Source organism: Kitasatospora sp. MMS16-BH015, assembly GCF_002943525.1.
GTDB lineage: Bacteria > Actinomycetota > Actinomycetes > Streptomycetales > Streptomycetaceae > Kitasatospora.
Genome location: NZ_CP025394.1, coordinates 3,778,719 through 3,797,907, shown reverse-complemented (window position 1 = coordinate 3,797,907; position 19,189 = coordinate 3,778,719). Strand labels below are relative to the sequence as shown.

The window sequence follows — 19,189 nt, the reverse complement described above, 5'->3', positions numbered from 1 at the left end:
TGACGTCATCAAGTGACATCAGCTCGGCCGCCCCGTCCACTGGCGGGTGGCCGAACGCGTCCGGGAGGTCTCTCGCATGCACGTCTTCGTCACCGGTGCTTCCGGTCACCTGGGTTCCGTCCTCGTCCCGGAGCTGCTCGCCGCCGGGCACCGCGTCACCGGCCTGGCCCGCTCCGACTCCTCGGCGGCCGCCGTCGCCGCGCTCGGCGCCGAGGTGCGCCGGGGCGACCTCGACGACCTCGACGGTCTGCGCGCCGCCGCCTCGGCCGCCGACGGTGTCGTCCACCTGGCGTTCAAGCACGAGGAGATGCGCACCGGCGGCTTCCTGGACGCCGTCGCGGCCGACCGGCGGGCGGTCACGGCGCTCGGCGAGGCGCTGGCCGGCTCCGGCCGGCCGTTGGTCATCGCCTCCGGCACGCTGACGCTCGCGCTCGGCGGCTCCGGCGGCTCCGGCGGCCGGGCGGAGCGGCCGAGCACGGAGGAGGAGGCCGCCCCGGCCGGGCCCCGGGCCGACACCGAGAACCTGGTGGTCGCGATGGCCGGGGCCGGTGTGCGCTCCTCGGCGGTGCGGCTGCCGCCGCTGGTGCACAGCGACCTGGACCGGCACGGCTTCACGCCCGCGCTGATCGGCTTTGCCCGGGCCGCGGGGTACGCGGGGTACCCGGGCGAGGGCGCCAACCGCTGGCCCGCCTGCCACACCCTGGACGCCGTCCGGGTGTTCCGGCTCGCCCTGGAGCAGGCCCCGGCCGGCTCCAGGCTGCACGCCGTCGGGGACACGGGCGTGACCCATCGGGAGATCGCCGAGGCGATCGGGCGGGGCCTGGGGCTGAAGGCCGAGGCCGTCCCGGCCGAGCGGACGGCGGAGTACTTCGGGTTCCTGGCCCCCTTCATCGGCCTGGACAACCCGGTCGCCGCCGACCGCACCCGCGAGCTGCTCGGCTGGGCGCCGACCCACCCGGGCCTGATCGCCGACCTCGACGCGGGCCACTACTTCGCGGCCGGCGCGGCAGCCGTCAGCTGAGCAGGCGGCCCGGTGGCGGACGGCCGCCGGGGTGCGGGCGGCGGTGCCCACCGCCGCCACCCCACCTTCGCCGACCTCGCGGCCCCTCGCCGACAGGCCCCTCGTCCACGGGCCTCTCGCCCACGGGGCCGTCGTCCACGGGCCGTGGAAGTGACCCAAGTCCCTGGCGGAGGGGGCGTTCGTCGGGGGTGGCGGCCGGTGCGGCCGCAGTAGCGTCGGGGTCGTGATCGGTGTAGCTGAGAGTCTCGACGCCACGGCGGAGACCGCCGTCCGCAAGGCCGCCGAACTGCGCAGCCCCGGACGGATGCTGGTCTCCTCGATGCTCGCGGGGGCGTTCATCGGGGTGGGCGAGGTGCTGCTGCTCGCGGCCGTCTCGCCGCTGGTGGCGGGCCACTCGCCCTGGGTGAAGCTGGTCGAGGGGGCGGTCTTCCCGATCGCGCTGACCATGGTGATGTTCGCCGGGGCGCAGCTGTTCACCAGCAACGTGCTGGTGATGACGGTCGGCGCCCTCGCCGGCCGCACGGGCCGGCGCGACCTGGCCGGCAGCTGGGGCTTCTCGCTGCTGGGCAACCTGGCCGGGGCGTTCGGCTTCGCGGCCCTGGTGCACGCCTCCGGAGTGCTGGCCGCGCCGGCGGCGCAGCGGATGCTGGCGGAGCTGGTGCACGGCAAGGAGGCGCTCGGCGGCGGGGAGCTGTTCTGGCGCGGGGTGCTCTGCAACTTCCTGGTCTGCCTGGCGGTCTGGATGTTCGGCCGGGTCGAGGGGGACGGGGCGAAGGCGCTGGTGCTCTGGCTGCCGGTGCTGGTCTTCGTCGCGGTTGGCTTCGAGCACTGCGTGGCCGACATGGCCCTCTACGCGCTGGGCGTGCTCGACGGGTCGGCGAGCGTCGGCGGCCTGCTGCGCACCCTGCTGTACGTGGTGCCGGGCAACGCGGTCGGCGGCGCCGTGCTGGTCGGGCTCGCCTACTGGGTGGCCGGCCGCCCGGCCCGGCCGGCGTAGGGCCGGCCTGCCGGGTCACGCCGCCGGGGGTTAGCGTCTGTACCGGCAGTTGTTCGGACACCACCCGTGAAGGACGTCTCCGCGATGGCACTCGACACCGACGACCGGCAGGACCTCCGCTACCAGGACGTCCCGACCACCACGCTGGCCGATCTGCTCGGCCGGGCCCAGGTGATGGACATCGGGATCCGGCCGCTCTGGGCCGGGTCGGCCCGGGTGGCCGGGCCGGCCTTCACGGTCAAGTGCCCGCCCGGGGACAATCTGATGCTGCACGCCGCGATCTACCGGGCCGAGCCCGGTGCGGTGATCGTGGCCGAATCCGGTGACCTGGACTACGCGCTGGCCGGCGGCAACGTCTGCGCCGTGGCCCAGCGCCGGGGCGTCACGGCCTTCGTCCTGGACGGGCTGATCCGCGACGTGGCCGAGGCCCGCGAGGCCGGCTTCCCGGTCTTCGCCCGGGGCGCCATCCCGATCCCCGGCAGCAAGGCGGCGCTGGGCGAGCACGGCACCCAGGTGCGCTGCGGCGGCGTGCTGGTCGGCCCCGGCGACATCGTGGTGGCCGACGAGGAGGGCGTGGTGGTGGTCCCCGCGGCCCGCCGCGAGGAGATCCTGGCCGCCGCCCGCACCCGCCTGGCCAAGGAGGCCGCCGAGACCCTGGACGACTGGGAGGCGGCCCACCGCGCGAAGATCGAGCAGGCCCTGGCCGCCGTGGGCTTCGAGGGCTGACACCCCGACAGGCCCACCGCCGGCCCGTGTGCCCTCGGCGCGTCCGTACCCGCCGCGTCCGTACCCGGCGCGTCCGCACCCGGCCCGTGTGCCCTCGGCGCGTCCGTACCCGCCGCGTCCGTACCCGGCGCGTCCGCACCCGGCCCGTGTGCCCTCGGCGCGTCCGCACCCGGCGCGTTCATGCCCCGCAGCTTCGCCCCGGGCTCCCGGCTAGCCGGCCAGGCGGCCCTCGTGGACCCGGAGTTGGAGGGTGGCGAGGTCGAGCAGTGGGGTCGGGACGCCGAGGGCGCGGGCCCGGGCGGTGAGGTCGCCGAGGATGTGCTCGGCCTCGGTCGGCAGGCCGGCGGCCGTGTCGCGGTAGAGCGAGGCGGTGTCGGGGGAGTCGGTGCTGCGCAGGCCGTGGGCGATGCCGACGAGCAGGGCGTCCGGCAGCGGGTGGCCGGCGGCCTCGGCCACCGCCGCCGCCTCGGCCAGGATCGCGGGGCCGAGCCAGGCCCCGCCGGCCGAGGCGATCTCGCCGACCGAGCCGCGCATCAGGGTGGTGAGGGCGCCGAGCGTGCTGATGAAGGCCCACTTGTGCCACATCGCGGTGCGGATGTCGGGCGAGACGTCCAGCTCGAAGCCGGGCACGGCGAGCTCCCGGCGGACCAGCTCGATCCGGGGCGTCAGGCCGCCGTCGAGCTCGCCGAAGGTCATGGTGGCGGCGGCCCCGCCGGGGAGCGGGCCGAGCACCCGGACATCGCCGGTGTCGTCCAGGGTGCCGAGCACCTTGACCACCCCGCCGAGCACGGCCTGCGGGCCGAACTCCTTGGCCAGGGCGTCCAGGTGGGCCATCCCGTTGAGGAAGGGCAGCACCGCTGTGCCCGGCCCGACCGCGGGGGCCAGATCGGCGATCGCCCCGGCCAGGGCGGGCGCCTTCACCGAGAGCAGCACCAGGTCGTACGGGCCGTCCAGCTGCCCGGGCAGCACCAGGCTGGGCCGCAGCTCGCCCGGCTCGCCGTACCCGACCAGCCGCAGGCCGCGCTCGCGCAGCACCGCCGCCCGGCCGGGCCGCACCAGGAAGTCCACCGACCGCCCGGCCAGCGCCAGCCGGCCGCCGTAGTAACCCCCGGTGGCTCCCGCCCCCACGACCAGGATCCGCATCGCCACGCCGCCCTCTCCCCGTACCGCTGTCGTCGAACCGCCGCTCCCGCAGCGTGAACCGGCCGGGGGCGGGCGGTATTCCGCCCGCCCGGGGTGGGCTCAGCCGACGGCCGGCGGCATGTCGTAGGTGATCCACATCGTCCGGGTGGCGACCTGGTCGTACTTGCCCCGGGCCCGGTGGTTGTCGTCGGCGGTGATCCACCGCACCACGCTCCAGCCGTGCTCGGCGGCCAGCTCGCCGAGGCGCCCGAGCAGCAGGTCGGCGGCGCCGGTGCCCCGCGCGGCGGGGGCGACGAACAGGTCGTCGAGGAAGCAGCCGGTGCTCGCCGACAGCGGGCGGGCGAAGGTCCGGTAGTGCGCGAGCCCGAGCAGCCGGCCGTCCGCGTCCTCGACGACCAGGGCGTTCACCTCGTGCCCCGGGTCCTGCACCCAGGACCAGACCAGCGCCGCCTGCTCCTCCGTCTGCGCGACGCGGTAGAACTCCGCGTACCCCCGGTACAGCTCGCGCCACTGCCCGAAGTCCTCACCCCGGGCGGCCCGCACACCGAGGCCGGCCACCGCCCCGGGCCGCTCGAAAACCTGCTCACTGGTCGTCATGACGGGATCATGCGGCAAGTCCGGGCGCCGGCACCAGGCCGTTTCGGTGCGGTCCGGGGTGACCGGTGCTCCACAACGGCCGGGTCAGCCTTCGCGGGTGGGGGCGAGGCCGGGCATGCCGAGCTGGGCGAAGGCGCGGTCGTAGGCGTCCAGCGCCTCGGGCAGCCGGCCCAGGAGCTTCCAGAGGTCGCCCGCCTCCCGCCAGGTGCGGGTCGTGGTGTCGGTCGTGGGCAGCCGGTCAAGCTCCGTGAGGGACTCGGCGAGCAGGGCCTCGGCCGCCGGACCGTCACCGGCCCGGTACCGGGCGTGCGCCGACAGCACCTTGACCGCGGCCACCTCGTCCGGGGCCTCGCCGCGGAAGAGGTCGAGCGCACGGTCGGCGTGGACGATCGCCAGCTCCGTCTCGCCCAGCTGGAACGCCGCCCGGGCCAGCAGCGCCTCGCAGTTGGCCCGCTCGAAGGCCGTCCCCGTCTCCATGACGACGGGATGGGCCTCCTCCAGCAGGGCCTTCGCCCGGGCGGGGGCGGGCGGGCCGGCCTCCAGCAGGAGGTAGGCGTACATGGACTTGAGCAGGGCCAGGTGGCGGGCGTCGTCGCTCTCGGCCAGCAGCGCCAGCGCCAGCTCGGCCAGGTCGAGTGCCTCCTGGACGCGTCCGCGGGCAGCGGTCACCGTCGCCGCGTTCCAGTACACGACGCCCCGCGAGACGCGGGAACCGGTGGCCTCCGCCGTCCTGATCAGCCGTTTGGCGAGCTGCTGCGCCGAGGAGAGGTCGCCCGCCCGCCGGTAGCAGCTCAGCACCGTCGAGCCGAGCTTCAGGTGGTCGTCGGTGACCGGCAGGCCGAGTTCGTCGAGGGTGCGCAGGGCCTGCTCGCCGATCTCGATGCCCAAGGCCGGCTGCCCCGCGTTGCGGTGGCAGCGGCAGAGGGCCACCGTCAGTCGGCTCCAGTCGGCCGAACCGGGCACGGTCTCCGGGGCGTCGAGGAGCGCGGTGAACAGCTGCACTGCGGTCTCCAGCCGCCCCAGCTTCTCGAAGGCGAAGGCCTGGCCCGTCCGGGCCCGCCGCACCTGCTGCGCCGTCAGGAACGGCGCGGCGGCCAGGGCCTCGCTGTACGCTCGCAGCGCTGCGCCGTCACCCCCGTTGCGCAGCGCCAGGTCGCCGAAGGCGAGCTTCAACTCGCGCTCCTGGGCGGCGGCCTCGTCCTGCCCGGTCCTGAGGTACTCCACCGAGCAGCCGACCAGTTCGGCGAGGCGTCGGAGCATGGTGGCCGACGGCACGTGCGTGCCGTCCTCGACCTGCCCCACCGCCTCGGCCGACAGGTCCGCCGAGGCGAGGTCCTGCCGGCTCAGGCCCTTGCGCCGGCGCAGCTCGCGCAGGCGCTCGCCGATGCCGGTGGTTCTGGCGGGCTCGCCGCCGGTGCCGGGCTCGCCGGCGGTGTTGCCGTCCATCCGCCCCTCGTCCCTCCGGTCGGCTTCGGTCGGTGGCCCTTCGGCGGGCGCCGAACGGCCACCGGGCTCAGCTGAGTTCGTTGACGAAGCGGGGAACGGGGGTGGGCGCCGGGAGACCGCGGACACCGGCTTGGCCGAGTGCCTTCTCGTAGGCGTCCATGGCCTCGGTGAGGCGGCCGAGCAGCTTCCAGAGGTCACCCGCGTTGCGCCAGGCCCTGGCGGTGGTGTGGGTGGACGGGATCTGTTGGAGCTGACGGACGACGGCCCGCAGCGTGGTCTCGGCGCTGCCCACGTCCCCGGCCTGGTGCTGGGCGTTGGCCAGCAGGACGCGGAGCAGGGCGGCCTCGTCCTGCGGGTCGTTGCGCATCAGCCCGAGCGCCCGGCTGGCGTGCGTGGCGGCCTGCAGCGAATCACCCATCTGGAGCGCGGCCTGGGCGAGCAGGGCCTCGCTGTTGGCCTGCTCGGAGGCCGTGCCGACCTCCAGGAGCACCACGTGGGCCTCGTCCAGGAGGGTCCGGGCCCGGTCCAGGTCAGGGGTTTCCAGCTCCAGCAGCAGGCCGGCGTAGACCTCCTTGAGCAGGGCCTGGTGCCGCACGTTGTCCGTCTCGGCGAGCAGGATCAGCGCGCGCTCGGCGAGGGCGAGCGCCTCTTTGCTGTGGCCCTTCTCGCTGGCGACCAGCGCGGCGTTCCAGTAGACGACGCCCCGGGCCACCCGGGAGCCGGTGCCCTCGGCCGAGCTGATCAGGCGGTTGGCCAGGATGTGGGCCTGGGTCAGGTCGCCCCGGCGCTGGTAGCAGTTGAGCAGGGTCGAGCCCACCTGGATGTGGTCGTCGGTCAGGTCGAGCCCGAGATCGTCGAGGGTGCGCATGGCGCGCTCGCCGATCTCGACGCTCAGCAGGTGGTCGCCGGCGTCGCGGTGGCACCGGCAGAGCGCCACGGCCAGCTGGGCCCACTCGGCGGAGCCGGGCACGGTGGCCGGGTCCTGGAAGAGGGTGGTCAGCAGCTGGATGGCCGGCTCCAGCCGGCCCAGCTTCTCGAAGGAGAGGGCTTGGCCGATCCGGGCCCGGCGGACCTTCTCCGGGCTGAGGAACGGCGCGGCGGCCAGCGCCTCGCTGTAGGACTGGAGCGCCTCGCCGTTGGAGCCGTTGCGCATCGCCATGTCGCCGAAGGCGATCTTCAGCTCCAGCTCGTGGACCTTGGCGTCGTCCCGCCCGGTCTTCAGGTACTCGACCGAACAGCCGACACGTTCGGCGAGCGTCTGGAGGACGGCAGCAGACGGCACCCGCTTGCCGTTCTCGATCAGCGAGACGTAGCTGATCGAGAGATCGGCGGAGGCCAGGTCCTGTTGGTTGAGGCCCTTCCGCTGACGTAGTTCGCGCAGGCGCTGCCCGATGCCGTTGGTGCCGCTCTGTGTCTGCTCCATGGTTCTCCGGTCAACCTGTCCTGTGACCCTGACGGCCAGCCTCGGGTGTACCCGCTTGACTGTCGTTTTTACAGAATCTACCAGGCGTAGCCAAGGGGGAGTGGGGCTCTTTGTTAAGTGACCTCCACCGGGTCGGACGGCGGTGAGCTGCCCCCTTCGTCCCGCTCGGGGCAAGGGGCAGTAGGGCGAGGGCGCCTCGGACAGCATCGGTCAACCAGCTTGTAAACCGACTGAGTGAAGTTGATTGACAAGCACTGTCAAAGCCGATTGACTCTAGCTGTCAACCGCAGTCGAGCAGCAGAAGGTCGAGCCAGTAGCCATGAAGAAGATCGCCATCTCCGTCGCCGCCGTCGCCATCGCCGTCAGCGGTCTCGCCGTCACCGCTTCGGGGGCCTCCGCGCTGGCTGACGGGGCGAGCACCACCACCACGACCACCGTGGTGACTTCTCCGAGCCCGACCCCGGAGAACGGCAAGCAGGGCTGCTGCTGACGGACCGGCAGGTCGCTTGAGCCAGAAAGGGAACGCGAGATGCGCGTCGAACTCCTCACGAGGGACTACCCCTCCCAGACGCGCGGGGAGGCGGGCGGCCACACCGTCGAGCTGACCCGGGCGCTGCGTCGCCGGATCAGGGTCAGGGTCCGGTGTTTCCACACCGAGCGGGCGGAGCCCGACACGTACGCCTACCGGGGGCCGGAGGGCCATGAGCAGGGCTACAGCGCCTTCCAGTTCCTGGGCGCGGGGCTGGGGATGGCCGACGACTGCTTCGACGCCGATCTGGTGCACAGTCACACCTGGGCCACCAACGCGGCGGGTCACGTCGCCGGGCGGCTTTACGGGATTCCGCACGTGATGACCATGCAGGACAAGGAGTTGCTCGGGGCCGGCCACGAGTCCGAGGCCGCCGAGGAGCGGCCGGACGGGCGGCACGCGCTCTCCGGGTGGATGGAGCGGGCCTCCGCCCACGAGGCGGACGCGTTGATCGCCGAGTCGGACGCCACCCGGGAGACCATCCTCGCGCTCTACCCCGAGGTCGCCCGGGAGCGGACGCACGTGATCCGTCCCGGTGTCGACACCGAGCTCTGGTGGCCGGATCACGGGGCGGCCGTGCTGGACCGTTTCGGGATCGACCCGGCCAAGCCGATCGTCATGTTCGCCGGCCCGGTGACCAGGCGCAAAGGCTTGCCGCACCTGCTCCGCGCGGCCTTCCTGTTCCGTCCGGACGCCCAGCTGGTGCTCTGCTGCGAGCAGCCGAAGAGCCCCGAGGTCGCCCGCGAGGTCGACGAGCTGATCGACGAGTTGAGCCGGCGGCGGGCGGGGGTCTTCCGGATCAACAGCACCCTCGACCAGCTCGGCATGCGCCAACTCCTGGCGCACGCCACCCTGTTCGCCTGCCCTTCGGTGCGCGAGGCGACCGGGGCCGTCAACCTCAAGGCGATGGCCTGCGGCACGCCCGTGGTGGCGACGGCGGTCGGCAGCATCCCCGAGTTCGTCGAGCACGGCGACACCGGGCTGCTGGTCCGCTACGAGCAGCACGAGGACGGCAGCGGCGAGCCGGTGGACCGCGAGCGGTTCGCCTTCGACCTGGCGCACTCGGTCAACGTCCTGCTGGACGACCCGGAGTTGGCGGCTCGGCTCGGCGAGGCGGGCCGGCGGCGGGCCGTCCAGGACTTCTCCTGGGACGGCGCGGCGGAGCGCACGCTGGCCGTGTACCAGCACCTCACCGCCGACCGGTAGGTCGGCGAGTCGGTTGACGCCGTCGGCTGCGGCGGGCCCACCCGGGCCCGCCGCAGTCAACCTCGCGCTGTCAAACGGCGTTCGAGTACGATGGGTCGCCGGTCGACCGCGCTCGGTGACGCAGCGTCAGCTCACCGTGATCAGCCGGCCGCGGAAGCGGCGGCGGAAAACACCGGCCAGCCCTGGGCGCGGGCATATTCCATGAGGTCCGGATCGCCGCCCAGGATGCGGGGATTGCCGACCACGCTGAGCGTGCGCAGGGCTTCGCGGTGATCCGCGTAGCCGAAACAGCGGAAGGCGTCGACGCCCAGTTTCATCATCGCTTCCACGACGGTGCAGGCGCGCTCCTCGTCCGGGCTCACGGTTATCCGAAGACAATCCTCACCCCCTGCCAGGAGGTCACTGACGGCATGGGTGCCGCCACCGGAAGGCGCTTCCGGGTCGGTTGACAGGTGCACGGCAGAATGCGGCACCATCAGCACCAGGAGGTCCCCCGAACTCCGATGTAGATCAATGGCGGCTCTCGCGGCCTCGAACGATTCCCACGAGATCAACGCCAGATCGAAGAATGCAGCGCGTAGCGCTTCCCCTCGCATGTCCCCCCCCGATGCCCCCGAGCAGGCCGGGGTCACGTCCTTGGCGATCAGGGCCCCCGGCCACCAGGCGGCCATGGGCCCGACAGTCGAAGATAGCGCACTAGGTGATCAAGGGGCGACGTTGCGTCGCAGGATTCTGACACCCGGGATGGATCTTATGTCGGCCCCTTTCGTCATGAGTCACGCATATCTCCCACGGAGCTGAAACCGCCCGATCTCCGGTCCTCCGGCCGGGGGTGCCGTCGGGTTCGGCCTGCGCTCTCGATTGACTAATGACTTGACTGAAAGTCATATGAAGAGTTGAACTGTGACTCGACAGTGTGTTCGCGACGGCCGGTCCTAGGTGACGCAGCACATGGCAGTAGTTGTGCGAAAGGCCGCAGGTGAGGTTGGCTCCAGGGGTCGCTGCGATCGCGTGAACGGAAAAGGCACCAGGATGACGATGCGTAGGTACAGTCGGCCGGATGCCCCGGGCCGTCCGGCCGGTGCTTCCGGTGGGCTGTTCGGGCAGGCGGCGTTGCCCTCGGTGCTGCCCGGTCGGCCCCAGCCGCTGGGTGCCGTCCCCGATGCGGGCGGGGTGAACTTCTCGGTCTTCTCGCAGCACGCGAGCTCGGTGGAGCTGCTGCTCTTCGACGCGCACGACGCCCCGGCGCCGAGCCGGGTGATCACGCTCGACCCGGAGCGCCACCGCACCTTCCACTTCTGGCACTGCCACGTCGCCGGGCTGCGCCCCGGCCAGGTCTACGCGTACCGGATGGACGGCCCCGGCCCGGCGCGGGAGTCGGGCACCCGGTTCGCGCCGCGCAAGGTGCTGCTCGACCCCTACGCCCGGGCCAACGTCAACACGCTCTGGGACCGGCTGCGGGCGGTCGGCCCGGAGGACAACTGCGCGTCCTCGATGCGCAGCACCGTGGTCGACCTGGCCGGCTACGACTGGGAGGGCGTGCAGCCCCCGCGCACCCCGCTCACCGAGACCGTCCTCTATGAGCTGCACGTGGGCGGCTTCACCGCCTCGCCGACCTCCCGCACCGTCCACCCGGGCACCTTCTCGGCCGTGGTCGAGAAGATCCCGCACCTGCTCGAGCTCGGCGTGACCGCCGTGCAGCTGATGCCGGTCTTCGACTTCGACGAGCGCCGGGTGCTGCGCACCGGGCCGGACGGCGCCCCGCTGCACGACTACTGGGGCTACGCCCCGTTCGGGTTCTTCGCCCCGCACACCGGCTACTGCTCGGACCCGCTCGCGGGCACCCACGTCACCGAGTTCCGCGACATGGTCAAGGCGCTGCACCGGGCCGGCATCGAGGTGATCCTCGACGTGACCTTCACCCACACCTCGGAGGGCGACGAGAACGGGCCGACGATCAGCTTCCGGGGCCAGGCGAACGAGACCTACTACCACCTGTGGCCGCAGGACCGCCGCCGCTACATGGACTTCACCGGGCGGGGCAACGCGATCAACGCCAACCACCCGGCGGTGGCCAAGCTGGTGATCGAGTGCCTGGAGTACTGGGTGACCGAGCACCACGTGGACGGCTTCCGGTTCGGCCTGGCCTCGGAGTTGGCGCGCGGGGACGGCGGCTCCGAGCTGGAGGTGCCGCCGGTGCTCTGGGCGGTGGAGCTGTCCAGCGTGCTCACCGAGGCGAAGATCATCGCCGAGCCCTGGGACGGCGGCGGGATCTACCAGGTGGGCCACTTCCCCGGGAAGCGCTGGCTGCAGTGGAACGGGCCGTACCGGGACGACGTGCGGCGGTTCGTCCGCGGCGAGGGCGGGCTGCTGCGCAGTCTCGCGCACCGGCTCGGCGGCTCGCCCGACGTGTTCCGCGGCCAAGGCCAACTGCCCACCAACAGCGTCAACTTCGTGACTTGCCACGAGGGCTTCACGCTCAACGACCTGGTCAGCTACGACCATCGCCACAACCTGGCCAACGGCCAGGCGGGGGTGGACGGCGCGGCCGAGAACTTCAGCTGGAACTGCGGCATCGAGGGCCCGACCGAGGACCCGGCCGTCGAGCGGCTGCGGGCCCGGCAGGTCCGCAACCTCCTGGCGCTGCTGCTGCTCAGCCGGGGCGTGCCGATGCTGCTGGCCGGAGACGAGTTCCGCAACAGCCAGGGCGGCAACAACAACGCCGACTGCCAGCCGAACGAGACCTCCTGGCTGGACTGGGACCAGGCCGCCAAGGAGGAGGACCTGCGGCGCTTCGTCCGGGAGATGATCGCGCTGCGGCGGCGGCACGAGGCGCTGTCGCGGGCCCAGTTCTACCCGCAGTGCGCGGCCGTCGAGCGGGCGGCGAGTCAGGCCGCCGCGGTGCGACGTGGCGAGGTGCGGGCGGCTGGTGCGCCGGCTCGGCCGACCGACGGGCCGTCGGAGGCGGTCTGGCACGGCACCCGCTTGGGCAAGCCCGGCTGGGACGACCCGGAGGCCCGGGTGCTGGCCTTAACGCTGGCCGGTCGAGGCGGCCGGCCGGATCTGCACCTGATCCTCAATATGTCTGACAAGGCCCAGGAGTTCGAGCTGCCCGCCGATCGCGGGGGCGCCTGGCTACGACTGGTCGACACCGCGAGGCCCGCGCCGGAGGACATCCTCCCGCCGGGCTCGGAGGCCCCGGTGGAGGGGCTCGGCTACGTGGCCGAGGGTCACAGCATCGTCGTCCTGGTGGCGGCCGATGCCCCGCTCGACTCCGACTGAAGCGGTCGGGGGTATGTGGGAGCTACAGGGCGTCAATAGCCGAATGGGCCACCCTTGTCATGGACCTGATCTCGTGTCAGGTGCGGCCGTACCAGGCCCCCAGCAGACCGCATGGACCCGCAGTGGACCGCAGCAGGGCGAAAGACCGCAGTAGGACGAGAAGACCGCAGTAGGACGAGAAGACCGCAGTAGGACGAGAAGGGAGACACCGTAATGTCCCAGCAGAGTTTCGCCGAGTTCCTGCTCGCGCTCCAGGACGACGACGCGATGCTCCGGCGGTACCGCCACCGGGATCTGCACAGTCTCTCCCGGCTCGCCCTGAGCGAAGGGTACGACTTCACGGCGGAGGACATCCTCTCCGGGGTGCTCGCGCTGGAGATGGCCGTCGTGCTGCTCAAGGAGGCCGAGGGCGGCGACGGCATCGGCAGCCTCTGGCGCGACCGCTGGGGCACCACCTACCTCGAGTACCTGGTCGACAAGGTGGCCGGCCGCTTCACCGAGATCGAGCTGCACCGCCTCCTGGTCGAGGACGGCCAGACCGCCTGAGGCTCCGCGGGGTCTCAGGCGAGCAGGGCGGTGGCGGCCTCCTCCGGGGTGAGGTTGTCGGGGAGGGCGGTGAGGCGTTCGGTGAGGTGGCGCTTGCCGGTGAGCCGGCCGAGGTGGTCGAGGCAGGCGGTGGCCTCCTCGTCGGTGTCGAAGTCCCAGACCAGCAGGCGGTGGACCAGGGCGAGGATCTCGATCCGGGTGGCGGGTGCGCCCGGGGTGCCGCCCCCGGCGGCGGCCACCCGGCCGAGGGCCGAGCGGGCCTCGGCGAGCAGCGGGTGCTCGGGCGGGAGGTGCTGCTGCAGGTCGGCGACCAGGGCGTGCAACTGGGCGTAGGCGGCGGCCGTTTCGCCGAGCCGGCCGGTGTTGACCGCGAGCCGGCAGCGGGTGGCGAGGGTGCGGGGGTCGGCCGGGCCGAAGGCGGCGTGCAGCACCGGCAGCAGCTCGCCGAGCCGCTGGGCGGCCGTCCGGGGGTCGCCGTCCTCGCCGAGGGCGGTGGCGAGCTCCAGGTGGGCGGTGAGGGTGTCCGGGTCGGTCGGGCCGAGCGCCTGGGCCAGATCGGTGAGCACCTGGCCGAGCAGGTGCACGGCCGCCGAGGTCTCCCCGGCGAGGCAGGTCTGCCGCCCCAACTCCCGCCAGGTGATCAACGCTTCGCGGTCGTAGCGGCCCACCAGCGCCGTCAGCTCCCGGGCCACCAGGCCGAGCAGGTGCGTCGCGGCCTCCGCCGAGGGGGCCGCCGCCGCGCCCTCCCGCAGCCGCACCAGGAGGTCGCGGCTGCTCTCGGTGCCCGACGGGGTGTCGGGTGGGGTCGGGCCCGGCTGGTCGGTGGGTACGGACACGGCAGGCCCTCCATGGTGCTCCGGAGCCGCCTTTCGTACTCCGAGGTGCACATTCTGTCGTGTCCTGCTCGATTCGGGCCAGGGATCCGACCACACGGGTGCCGAGGCGGGTGCGGCCCGCACCTGACGAGGCCCGGGGCGCTCTCGGCCCGCTGTGGCAGGCTGGCGGGATGAGCGAGTTCCTGGTGATCGGCGAGAGCGTCGCGGACATCGTCCGGCGGCCCGGTGAGCCCGAGGTCACGTACCCCGGCGGCAGCCCCGCCAATGTCGCGTACGGGCTGGCCCGGCTCGGCCGGGCCACCGCGCTGCTCACCGAGCTGGGGCAGGATCCGGGTGGGCGGTTGATCGCCGGGCACCTGGCGGGCGGTGGTGTGGAGGTGCTGGCGGCCGGCGGGCCCGGTCAGCGCACCTCCTCGGCCGTGGTGACGCTGGACGGTGCCGGGAAGCCCGCCTACCAGCTGGACGTGCACTGGACGCTCGACGCGGCACAGCTGCCGCCCCGGCTCGGCGAGTTGCGTCCCTCGCATGTGCATGTGGGCTCGGTGGCAGCGCTGTTGGCGCCGGGCGGGGAGCGGGCCCGGGCGCTGGCGGAGCGGCTGGCGGGCGGGGCCTCGGTCAGTTACGACCCGAACGTGCGGCCGGCCCTGCTGGGGGAGCCGGCCGCGGCGGTGTCGGCGGTGGAGCGGTGGGTGGCGCTGGCCGGGGTGGTGAAGGCCAGCGACGAGGACGTGGCCTGGCTGTACCCGGGGCGCTCGCTCGGCGAGGTGGCCGGCCGCTGGCTGGAGTCGGGGGTCGGGTTGGTGCTGCTCACCCGGGGCGCCGAGGGAGCGGAGGGCCACACCCGGGGTGGCGCCAGGGCTGAGGTGCCGGCGGCCCCGGCCGAGGTGGCGGACACCGTCGGCGCCGGGGACGCGTTCATGGCCGCCACGCTCGACGCCCTGGCCACCCGCGGCCTGCTCGGTCCGCTCGCCCGCCCGGCCCTGGCCGCCCTCACCGAGGCCGACCTGACCGCCGTCCTCGGCCACGCGGCCCGCGCCGCCGCCCTCACCGTCTCCCGCCCCGGGGCCAACCCGCCGAACCGCGCGGAACTCCCGGCCGGCTGAACCCCGGGCCGCCCCCCCGGGAGCCTGCGGCGGTTGGACCGGCAGGGGGCTGCCGACGGCTCCCGGCGGGCCCGTCCGGCAGCTCTCTGCCAGCCGGCGGCAGGCAGCGAGCTGCCAAGGCGGGAGAGGCGGGGCGGAGTGGGGGAGGCACTGCGCGTACGGCGTATCGGGGCTGGTCAGGGCGGGGGCCCTTGCTCCGCGTACGGTCCGGTGCGGCGGGGGTGTTGTGGGTGGTTCGAGCCCGCTTTGGCAGGAGTCTGCGGGGCAGCTTCCTGGCCGCTCCGGATGCGGACACGGCGGGGGGCGCGGTGGTGTCCTGGTTGCACGCCGGAGAAACCTGACAAAGAAATCTCCGGACTCTTCCAACTCAAGCCGTCCCCCGTCGACTTGGAGTAGCAGGATGTCTCTTCAGCTGCGTGTCGCCGCCGTCTCCGCCACGATCGGTGCGATCGTCTCGGCCGCCGTCATCGGACTGGCCGGCGGTGTCCCCGCCCAGGCCGTGCCCACGGCTCCGCCGCAGGTCGCGGTCGGTTCGGACTTCACCTGGCCCGCACCGAACCCGATCGCGCCGGTGGACTTCACCTGGCCGAAGGTGGCCCCGTCGCCGACCCCGACCCCGCCCGCCGCACCCCAGGCATGACCGATCGCAGCAGCCGGACAGACCTGCGAAACTCGCCCGTAACCTAAGGCCGTGGGTTTGAATGGCAGCCGCCTGGTCCGGAGCGCGCAGGGTTTTTCAAACTGAGAAAATCCCCAGCATTCCCGACTGACTCTCAAATCCAGTTCAGACGAGCTGCTTTGACCCCGGCCTCGAATCGGCTGGAGGCGTCGAGGCGCTCCATCAGCTCGGCGACGATCCGCCGTTCGGTGCGGACGCCGATGCCCAGTGCGCGTGCCACCGCGTCGTCGGTGAGCCCGGAGGCGAGCAGCCTCAACAGTTCGCGTTCCTGCGGGGTGAGCCCGCCGTTGACCGGTACCACCGGTCGTCCCATCGGGGTCGCGTGCTCCCAGTACGCCTCGAAGAGCGCCCGGATGGCCTGCACGACCACCAGACTGTGCAGGATCAGCGCGGTCGGCTGCTCCAGGTGACGAGGCCCGGCGACCACCGCCGTCGTGCCGTCGATGACCAGCAGCCGCATCGGGAGCGTGGGCGAGGTGCGGATCTCACTGCCGCGTTCGGCCATCCACTTCGCGTGCTCGCGGGTGGTGCGATCCCGGGCGACGCTGTCCAGGTAGATGGTGCGGAATCGCACTCCTCGGGCAAGTGCCCTTTCGTTCAGCGGTCTTGAGGCTTCGATGGATTCGACCGGCAGGGCGCCGTCCGGGTGGAACGCCAGGGATTCGTGCAGGCAGCTCTCGGCCAGCGTCTCCAGCCGGGTGCGGATCTGGTCGATGCCGCGCAGCAACTCGGTGTCCTCCAGGCCACCGGCCTGGCTCTGCGCCGTGTACTCGGCGGCGAGCGAGGCGAGGGCGGCCCGGTTCTGCTCGATCCGGTGCTGACGCTGGGCCAACTCCTGCTGTTCGCGCTGGAGCAGCACCTCGAGCCCGAGCGTCGGGCTCACGGCGCGCAGCCGGCCGGGGTGCTCCCAGGAGGGCGCGAGCAGGGCGAGGTCGATCAGGCGGGAAACCGTCTCGCGCACCTGGGACTCGGGGAGATCGAGCCGCTTCGCCAGGGCGGTGGTGTCGGCTTCTCTGTGCAGCAGTACCGCTCGGTAGACGGCGAGCGATCTCTGGTCCAGTTCAGCACCGTCGGACATCTGGAATCCCCCCAGTTCCGCAAACGTCACTGCGCGGGCCCTTACTTTAGCGGTGCTGGCCGAGCGGTTGGCTACCACTAATCGAACATTCGGCCATCCGTCGAATGTGCAAGGCCCATCACGGAGTTGTGAACAGCACGGATCCACCACAGCTGTGATCCGGCGGGCTCGGGAAGCCGGGTTCCGCCGGGGCCGTTTGGCAGGAGTCTGCGCGGCAGGTTCTTGACGAGGCAGGACGCGGACACCGGCGATCCACAGTGGTTCTCTAGGTGTGTGGACTCCGATTGAGTGGCGACGGCGGTGTACCGGCGGGAAAGGTAGCGCGGGAGTGCGCCGGTGCTCGGTCGGTCCCCTCCAACGGTCGGGCATCCGCTCGCCGATCGCCTTTCACGGCAGCCCACTTCGGCAAGACTCGAACCGGACGCGTCACCGTCCGTGCCCCACAACGACAGCCTTTGATCGGAGCACCACCTGTGTCCGTCTCCCCGCCCCTGGCTCAGCTCACCGCCCTCGTCATCGACGGGGCGAGCGGGCCCGGAAGGATCGTCAGCAGCCGCCTGTCGGCGGCGGGAGCCAGCGTCGCGATCGTCACGGTCGCGGACGGCGGCAGCGCCGCGTACCTCAGCAAGGAGCTCTCCGGTCTCGGCCTGACGGCGCTGCCGTACCAGGTCGACCTGGCCGACCGGGGCAGCATGGAGCAACTGCTGGCCGACGTGACCCACGATCTCGGGCCGCTCGACCTGCTGGTCAACCTGCTGCCCGAATCGGCCGCGGCGGCCGGACCGACCACGGCGGCCGGGGCGGTCTCGGCGGGCGAGGCAGCGGGCGAAACGGGCCAAGGAGGCGAGGAGCGGGCGCAGTTGAGGATGGCGCTGCTCGACGTGCTGGCGACGGCCTGCCGGGGCGGCCGGCTGATCCAGCTGGCCGGGCCGGCCGCGCCACCGCTGGAGGCACTGGCCCAGGTGCGGATCGACACCGTGCCGCTCCCGTACCCGCTGCCGAACGGCTGGGCCGATCCGCAGCTGCCCGCCTCGGCGCACCACGCCGTCGCCAACGCCGTCCTGCTGCTGCTCGGCATTCCGGCGGTCGAACCGGACGCCGAGGTGGACGGGATATGCCAGGACGGGCTTTGGGGCTGACCGGAGCCGCCCGTTCTCGCCACCGGTAGCCGCCGCCTCCACCGAACTCCGCTTCGCGCTCGGGGAGTTCGTGAAATTCGTTGATTGATGTGGCCACTACAAGAAATAACTGGCCGATTCCCCGCCCGGGGAATGCCCGCTCGAACGACGGCTGTCGGACCGAGAAGAAGAAGGCAGGACTCCCATGAGCACAGGTGGTCTGGTACGGGACAGCCGTTCGCAGTCCGAGCTCGAGCGTTCGCTCGGCGCGCTCTGCGAGGAGGTGTTCTCCTCGATGCAGCGCAGTGACCAGCGCACCAAGGGCGAGCGTTACGCCCGTGGCCTGCTGCTCGCCGAGGGGCGGAAGTCGATGCGCAACATCGCGCTCCAACTCGGCCCCGGCGGCGAGGGCCAGAGCATGCACCACTTCATCAGCAGCTCCACCTGGGATTGGCGGCCGGTCCGCGAGGCGCTGGCCCGGCACCTCCAGCTGACCGTCACGCCCGCCGCCTGGGTGCTCCGCTCGATGGTGGTGCCCAAGGCCGGCGAGCACACCGTCGGGGTGGCCCGGCGGGTCGACCCGGAATCCGGCCGGCTGGTCAACAGCCAGCAGTCCTTCGGGCTCTGGCTCGCCTCCCGGCACCTCTCCAGCCCGGTCAACTGGGGGCTGCACCTGCCGGCCGGCTGGCTGGCCGACCAGGACCGGCGCAGCCGGGCCAAGATCCCCGAGCGGCTGGGCGCGAACACCCCCGGCGAGTGCGCAGGCCGAGTGGTGCTGGAGGTGGCGGACGGCTGGGGCCTGCCCCGGCGGCCGGTGATCCTGGAGATCGGCGAGGAGGACGCCACCCCCGTACTGGAGGCCTGCGCCTCGGCCGGCCTGCCCTTCCTGGCCCGGGTCGGCCCGGCCGCCCTGCTCACCGCCGCCGATTCGGTGCTGCCCGAGCGGATCGGCCAACGCTGCTCGGCCCAGGGCCTGGTGAGCGCCGCCGCCGTGCGGACCCTGCTCCGGCCGGTGCAGTGGTGGGACCCGGTGGAGGGCCGGGCCCGCACCACCCGGGTGGCCGCGGTGCGGGTGCAGCGCCCGCACGGGCGGACCCCCGACCGGGCCCAGGCGGTGGCCGCCCGCCAGGGCCGGCACCGGCCGAGCTGGGGCGGCCCGTACGTGAACGGCCGCCGCACCCTCACCCTGATCGGCGAGTGGAGCGACAACCGGGCCTGGCCCACCGACTTCTGGCTCACCGACCTGACGGCCCCGCCCGGCAAGCTCCTGCGGCTGGCCAAGCTGGCCCGCCGGGTCGAGCGGGACGCGGCGGTGGTCGGCGAGGAGGTCGGCCTGCGCGGGTTCGTCGGCCGCTCCTTCGAGGGCTGGCACCGCCACACCACCCTCGCCTCGGTGGCGCACGCCGTCCGGGTCCTCGACGACGCCCCGGCCGAGTACGCCTCGGCGTAGCGACCGCCT

18 protein-coding genes are annotated in these 19,189 nt (G+C 73.0%); 11 read left to right on the top strand and 7 right to left on the bottom strand.

The window, feature by feature from the left end:
• Window positions 1-76 precede the first annotated feature (76 nt).
• The 3 genes from CFP65_RS16470 to CFP65_RS16460 all read left to right on the top strand — a co-directional run bounded on the left by CFP65_RS16470 (window position 77) and on the right by CFP65_RS16460 (window position 2,744).
• Window positions 77-1,021 (top strand): SDR family oxidoreductase, encoded by a 945-nt coding sequence (locus tag CFP65_RS16470; RefSeq protein ID WP_104816810.1) that lies wholly within the window; start codon window positions 77-79, stop codon window positions 1,019-1,021.
• A gap of 223 nt (window positions 1,022-1,244) precedes the next feature.
• On the top strand, window positions 1,245-2,018 hold the full coding sequence (locus CFP65_RS16465) for a formate/nitrite transporter family protein (RefSeq protein WP_158702203.1): 774 nt from the start codon (window positions 1,245-1,247) through the stop codon (window positions 2,016-2,018).
• 84 nt (window positions 2,019-2,102) lie between these two features.
• Entirely contained in the window at window positions 2,103-2,744 is a 642-nt protein-coding gene (locus CFP65_RS16460) for an RraA family protein (RefSeq protein WP_104820928.1), read from the top strand.
• A gap of 210 nt (window positions 2,745-2,954) precedes the next feature.
• On the opposite strand, the gene CFP65_RS16455 is transcribed toward CFP65_RS16460, so the two are convergent.
• The 4 genes from CFP65_RS16455 to CFP65_RS42135 all read right to left on the bottom strand — a co-directional run bounded on the left by CFP65_RS16455 (window position 2,955) and on the right by CFP65_RS42135 (window position 7,353).
• The gene (locus CFP65_RS16455; protein WP_104820927.1) at window positions 2,955-3,887 is read right to left on the bottom strand and encodes a 2-dehydropantoate 2-reductase; all 933 of its coding nucleotides are present in this window, start codon (window positions 3,885-3,887) and stop codon (window positions 2,955-2,957) included.
• Between the two features lie 99 nt (window positions 3,888-3,986).
• Window positions 3,987-4,484 carry a GNAT family N-acetyltransferase gene (locus CFP65_RS16450; protein ID WP_104816808.1) on the bottom strand — a complete coding sequence of 166 codons (498 nt, stop codon included), beginning with the start codon at window positions 4,482-4,484 and terminating at the stop codon, window positions 3,987-3,989.
• 84 nt (window positions 4,485-4,568) lie between these two features.
• A complete protein-coding gene (locus CFP65_RS16445; RefSeq protein WP_104816807.1) occupies window positions 4,569-5,930 on the bottom strand; it encodes a helix-turn-helix transcriptional regulator in 1,362 nt (453 codons plus the stop codon).
• 67 nt (window positions 5,931-5,997) lie between these two features.
• Entirely contained in the window at window positions 5,998-7,353 is a 1,356-nt protein-coding gene (locus CFP65_RS42135) for a tetratricopeptide repeat protein (RefSeq protein ID WP_104816806.1), read from the bottom strand.
• Between the two features lie 319 nt (window positions 7,354-7,672).
• On the opposite strand from CFP65_RS42135, the gene CFP65_RS38955 reads away from it, so the two are divergent.
• Both CFP65_RS38955 and glgA read left to right on the top strand, forming a co-directional pair.
• Window positions 7,673-7,843 carry a hypothetical protein gene (locus tag CFP65_RS38955; RefSeq protein WP_158702202.1) on the top strand — a complete coding sequence of 57 codons (171 nt, stop codon included), beginning with the start codon at window positions 7,673-7,675 and terminating at the stop codon, window positions 7,841-7,843.
• A gap of 39 nt (window positions 7,844-7,882) precedes the next feature.
• Window positions 7,883-9,088 (top strand): glycogen synthase, encoded by a 1,206-nt coding sequence (gene glgA, locus CFP65_RS16435; protein ID WP_104816805.1) that lies wholly within the window; start codon window positions 7,883-7,885, stop codon window positions 9,086-9,088.
• A 140-nt stretch (window positions 9,089-9,228) separates the two neighbouring features.
• On the opposite strand, the gene CFP65_RS16430 is transcribed toward glgA, so the two are convergent.
• Entirely contained in the window at window positions 9,229-9,759 is a 531-nt protein-coding gene (locus CFP65_RS16430; protein WP_104816804.1) for a hypothetical protein, read from the bottom strand.
• A 367-nt stretch (window positions 9,760-10,126) separates the two neighbouring features.
• On the opposite strand from CFP65_RS16430, the gene glgX reads away from it, so the two are divergent.
• Both glgX and CFP65_RS16420 read left to right on the top strand, forming a co-directional pair.
• Window positions 10,127-12,370, top strand: a complete 2,244-nt coding sequence (glgX, locus tag CFP65_RS16425; protein ID WP_104820926.1) for a glycogen debranching protein GlgX — start codon at window positions 10,127-10,129, stop codon at window positions 12,368-12,370.
• 213 nt (window positions 12,371-12,583) lie between these two features.
• Complete coding sequence (locus CFP65_RS16420) at window positions 12,584-12,916, top strand: Nif11-like leader peptide family natural product precursor (protein WP_104816803.1); 333 nt, start codon at window positions 12,584-12,586, stop codon at window positions 12,914-12,916.
• Between the two features lie 14 nt (window positions 12,917-12,930).
• On the opposite strand, the gene CFP65_RS16415 is transcribed toward CFP65_RS16420, so the two are convergent.
• On the bottom strand, window positions 12,931-13,752 hold the full coding sequence (locus CFP65_RS16415; RefSeq protein ID WP_104816802.1) for a hypothetical protein: 822 nt from the start codon (window positions 13,750-13,752) through the stop codon (window positions 12,931-12,933).
• A gap of 170 nt (window positions 13,753-13,922) precedes the next feature.
• Between CFP65_RS16415 and CFP65_RS16410 the strand changes: the two genes are divergently transcribed.
• Entirely contained in the window at window positions 13,923-14,855 is a 933-nt protein-coding gene (locus tag CFP65_RS16410) for a carbohydrate kinase (RefSeq protein WP_104816801.1), read from the top strand.
• A 400-nt stretch (window positions 14,856-15,255) separates the two neighbouring features.
• Window positions 15,256-15,495 carry a hypothetical protein gene (locus CFP65_RS16405; RefSeq protein WP_104816800.1) on the top strand — a complete coding sequence of 80 codons (240 nt, stop codon included), beginning with the start codon at window positions 15,256-15,258 and terminating at the stop codon, window positions 15,493-15,495.
• A 133-nt stretch (window positions 15,496-15,628) separates the two neighbouring features.
• Here the strand turns inward: CFP65_RS16405 and CFP65_RS16400 are convergent, their stop codons facing one another.
• A complete protein-coding gene (locus tag CFP65_RS16400; RefSeq protein WP_104816799.1) occupies window positions 15,629-16,612 on the bottom strand; it encodes a LuxR C-terminal-related transcriptional regulator in 984 nt (327 codons plus the stop codon).
• Between the two features lie 473 nt (window positions 16,613-17,085).
• Here CFP65_RS16400 and CFP65_RS16395 point away from each other — a divergent pair, with 473 nt between their 5' ends.
• Window positions 17,086-17,751 carry an SDR family NAD(P)-dependent oxidoreductase gene (locus CFP65_RS16395; protein WP_158702201.1) on the top strand — a complete coding sequence of 222 codons (666 nt, stop codon included), beginning with the start codon at window positions 17,086-17,088 and terminating at the stop codon, window positions 17,749-17,751.
• Between the two features lie 184 nt (window positions 17,752-17,935).
• Window positions 17,936-19,180, top strand: coding sequence for a transposase (locus CFP65_RS42130; RefSeq protein WP_305778255.1), 1,245 nt, complete (start codon window positions 17,936-17,938; stop codon window positions 19,178-19,180).
• Window positions 19,181-19,189: the final 9 nt, after the last annotated feature.

What these genes read in the sequence shown, in the direction of transcription:
- CFP65_RS42135 (WP_104816806.1), bottom strand. Translation starts at nt 7,353, where the DNA reads ATGGAGCAGACACAGAGCGGCACCAACGGCATCGGGCAGCGCCTGCGC.
- CFP65_RS16410 (WP_104816801.1), top strand. Translation starts at nt 13,923, where the DNA reads ATGAGCGAGTTCCTGGTGATCGGCGAGAGCGTCGCGGACATCGTCCGG.
- CFP65_RS16400 (WP_104816799.1), bottom strand. Translation starts at nt 16,612, where the DNA reads ATGTCCGACGGTGCTGAACTGGACCAGAGATCGCTCGCCGTCTACCGA.
- glgA (WP_104816805.1), top strand. Translation starts at nt 7,883, where the DNA reads ATGCGCGTCGAACTCCTCACGAGGGACTACCCCTCCCAGACGCGCGGG.
- CFP65_RS16420 (WP_104816803.1), top strand. Translation starts at nt 12,584, where the DNA reads ATGTCCCAGCAGAGTTTCGCCGAGTTCCTGCTCGCGCTCCAGGACGAC.
- CFP65_RS16455 (WP_104820927.1), bottom strand. Translation starts at nt 3,887, where the DNA reads ATGCGGATCCTGGTCGTGGGGGCGGGAGCCACCGGGGGTTACTACGGC.
- CFP65_RS16445 (WP_104816807.1), bottom strand. Translation starts at nt 5,930, where the DNA reads ATGGACGGCAACACCGCCGGCGAGCCCGGCACCGGCGGCGAGCCCGCC.
- CFP65_RS42130 (WP_305778255.1), top strand. Translation starts at nt 17,936, where the DNA reads ATGAGCACAGGTGGTCTGGTACGGGACAGCCGTTCGCAGTCCGAGCTC.
- glgX (WP_104820926.1), top strand. Translation starts at nt 10,127, where the DNA reads ATGCGTAGGTACAGTCGGCCGGATGCCCCGGGCCGTCCGGCCGGTGCT.
- CFP65_RS16470 (WP_104816810.1), top strand. Translation starts at nt 77, where the DNA reads ATGCACGTCTTCGTCACCGGTGCTTCCGGTCACCTGGGTTCCGTCCTC.
- CFP65_RS16405 (WP_104816800.1), top strand. Translation starts at nt 15,256, where the DNA reads ATGTCTCTTCAGCTGCGTGTCGCCGCCGTCTCCGCCACGATCGGTGCG.
- CFP65_RS16450 (WP_104816808.1), bottom strand. Translation starts at nt 4,484, where the DNA reads ATGACGACCAGTGAGCAGGTTTTCGAGCGGCCCGGGGCGGTGGCCGGC.
- CFP65_RS16460 (WP_104820928.1), top strand. Translation starts at nt 2,103, where the DNA reads ATGGCACTCGACACCGACGACCGGCAGGACCTCCGCTACCAGGACGTC.
- CFP65_RS38955 (WP_158702202.1), top strand. Translation starts at nt 7,673, where the DNA reads ATGAAGAAGATCGCCATCTCCGTCGCCGCCGTCGCCATCGCCGTCAGC.
- CFP65_RS16430 (WP_104816804.1), bottom strand. Translation starts at nt 9,759, where the DNA reads ATGGCCGCCTGGTGGCCGGGGGCCCTGATCGCCAAGGACGTGACCCCG.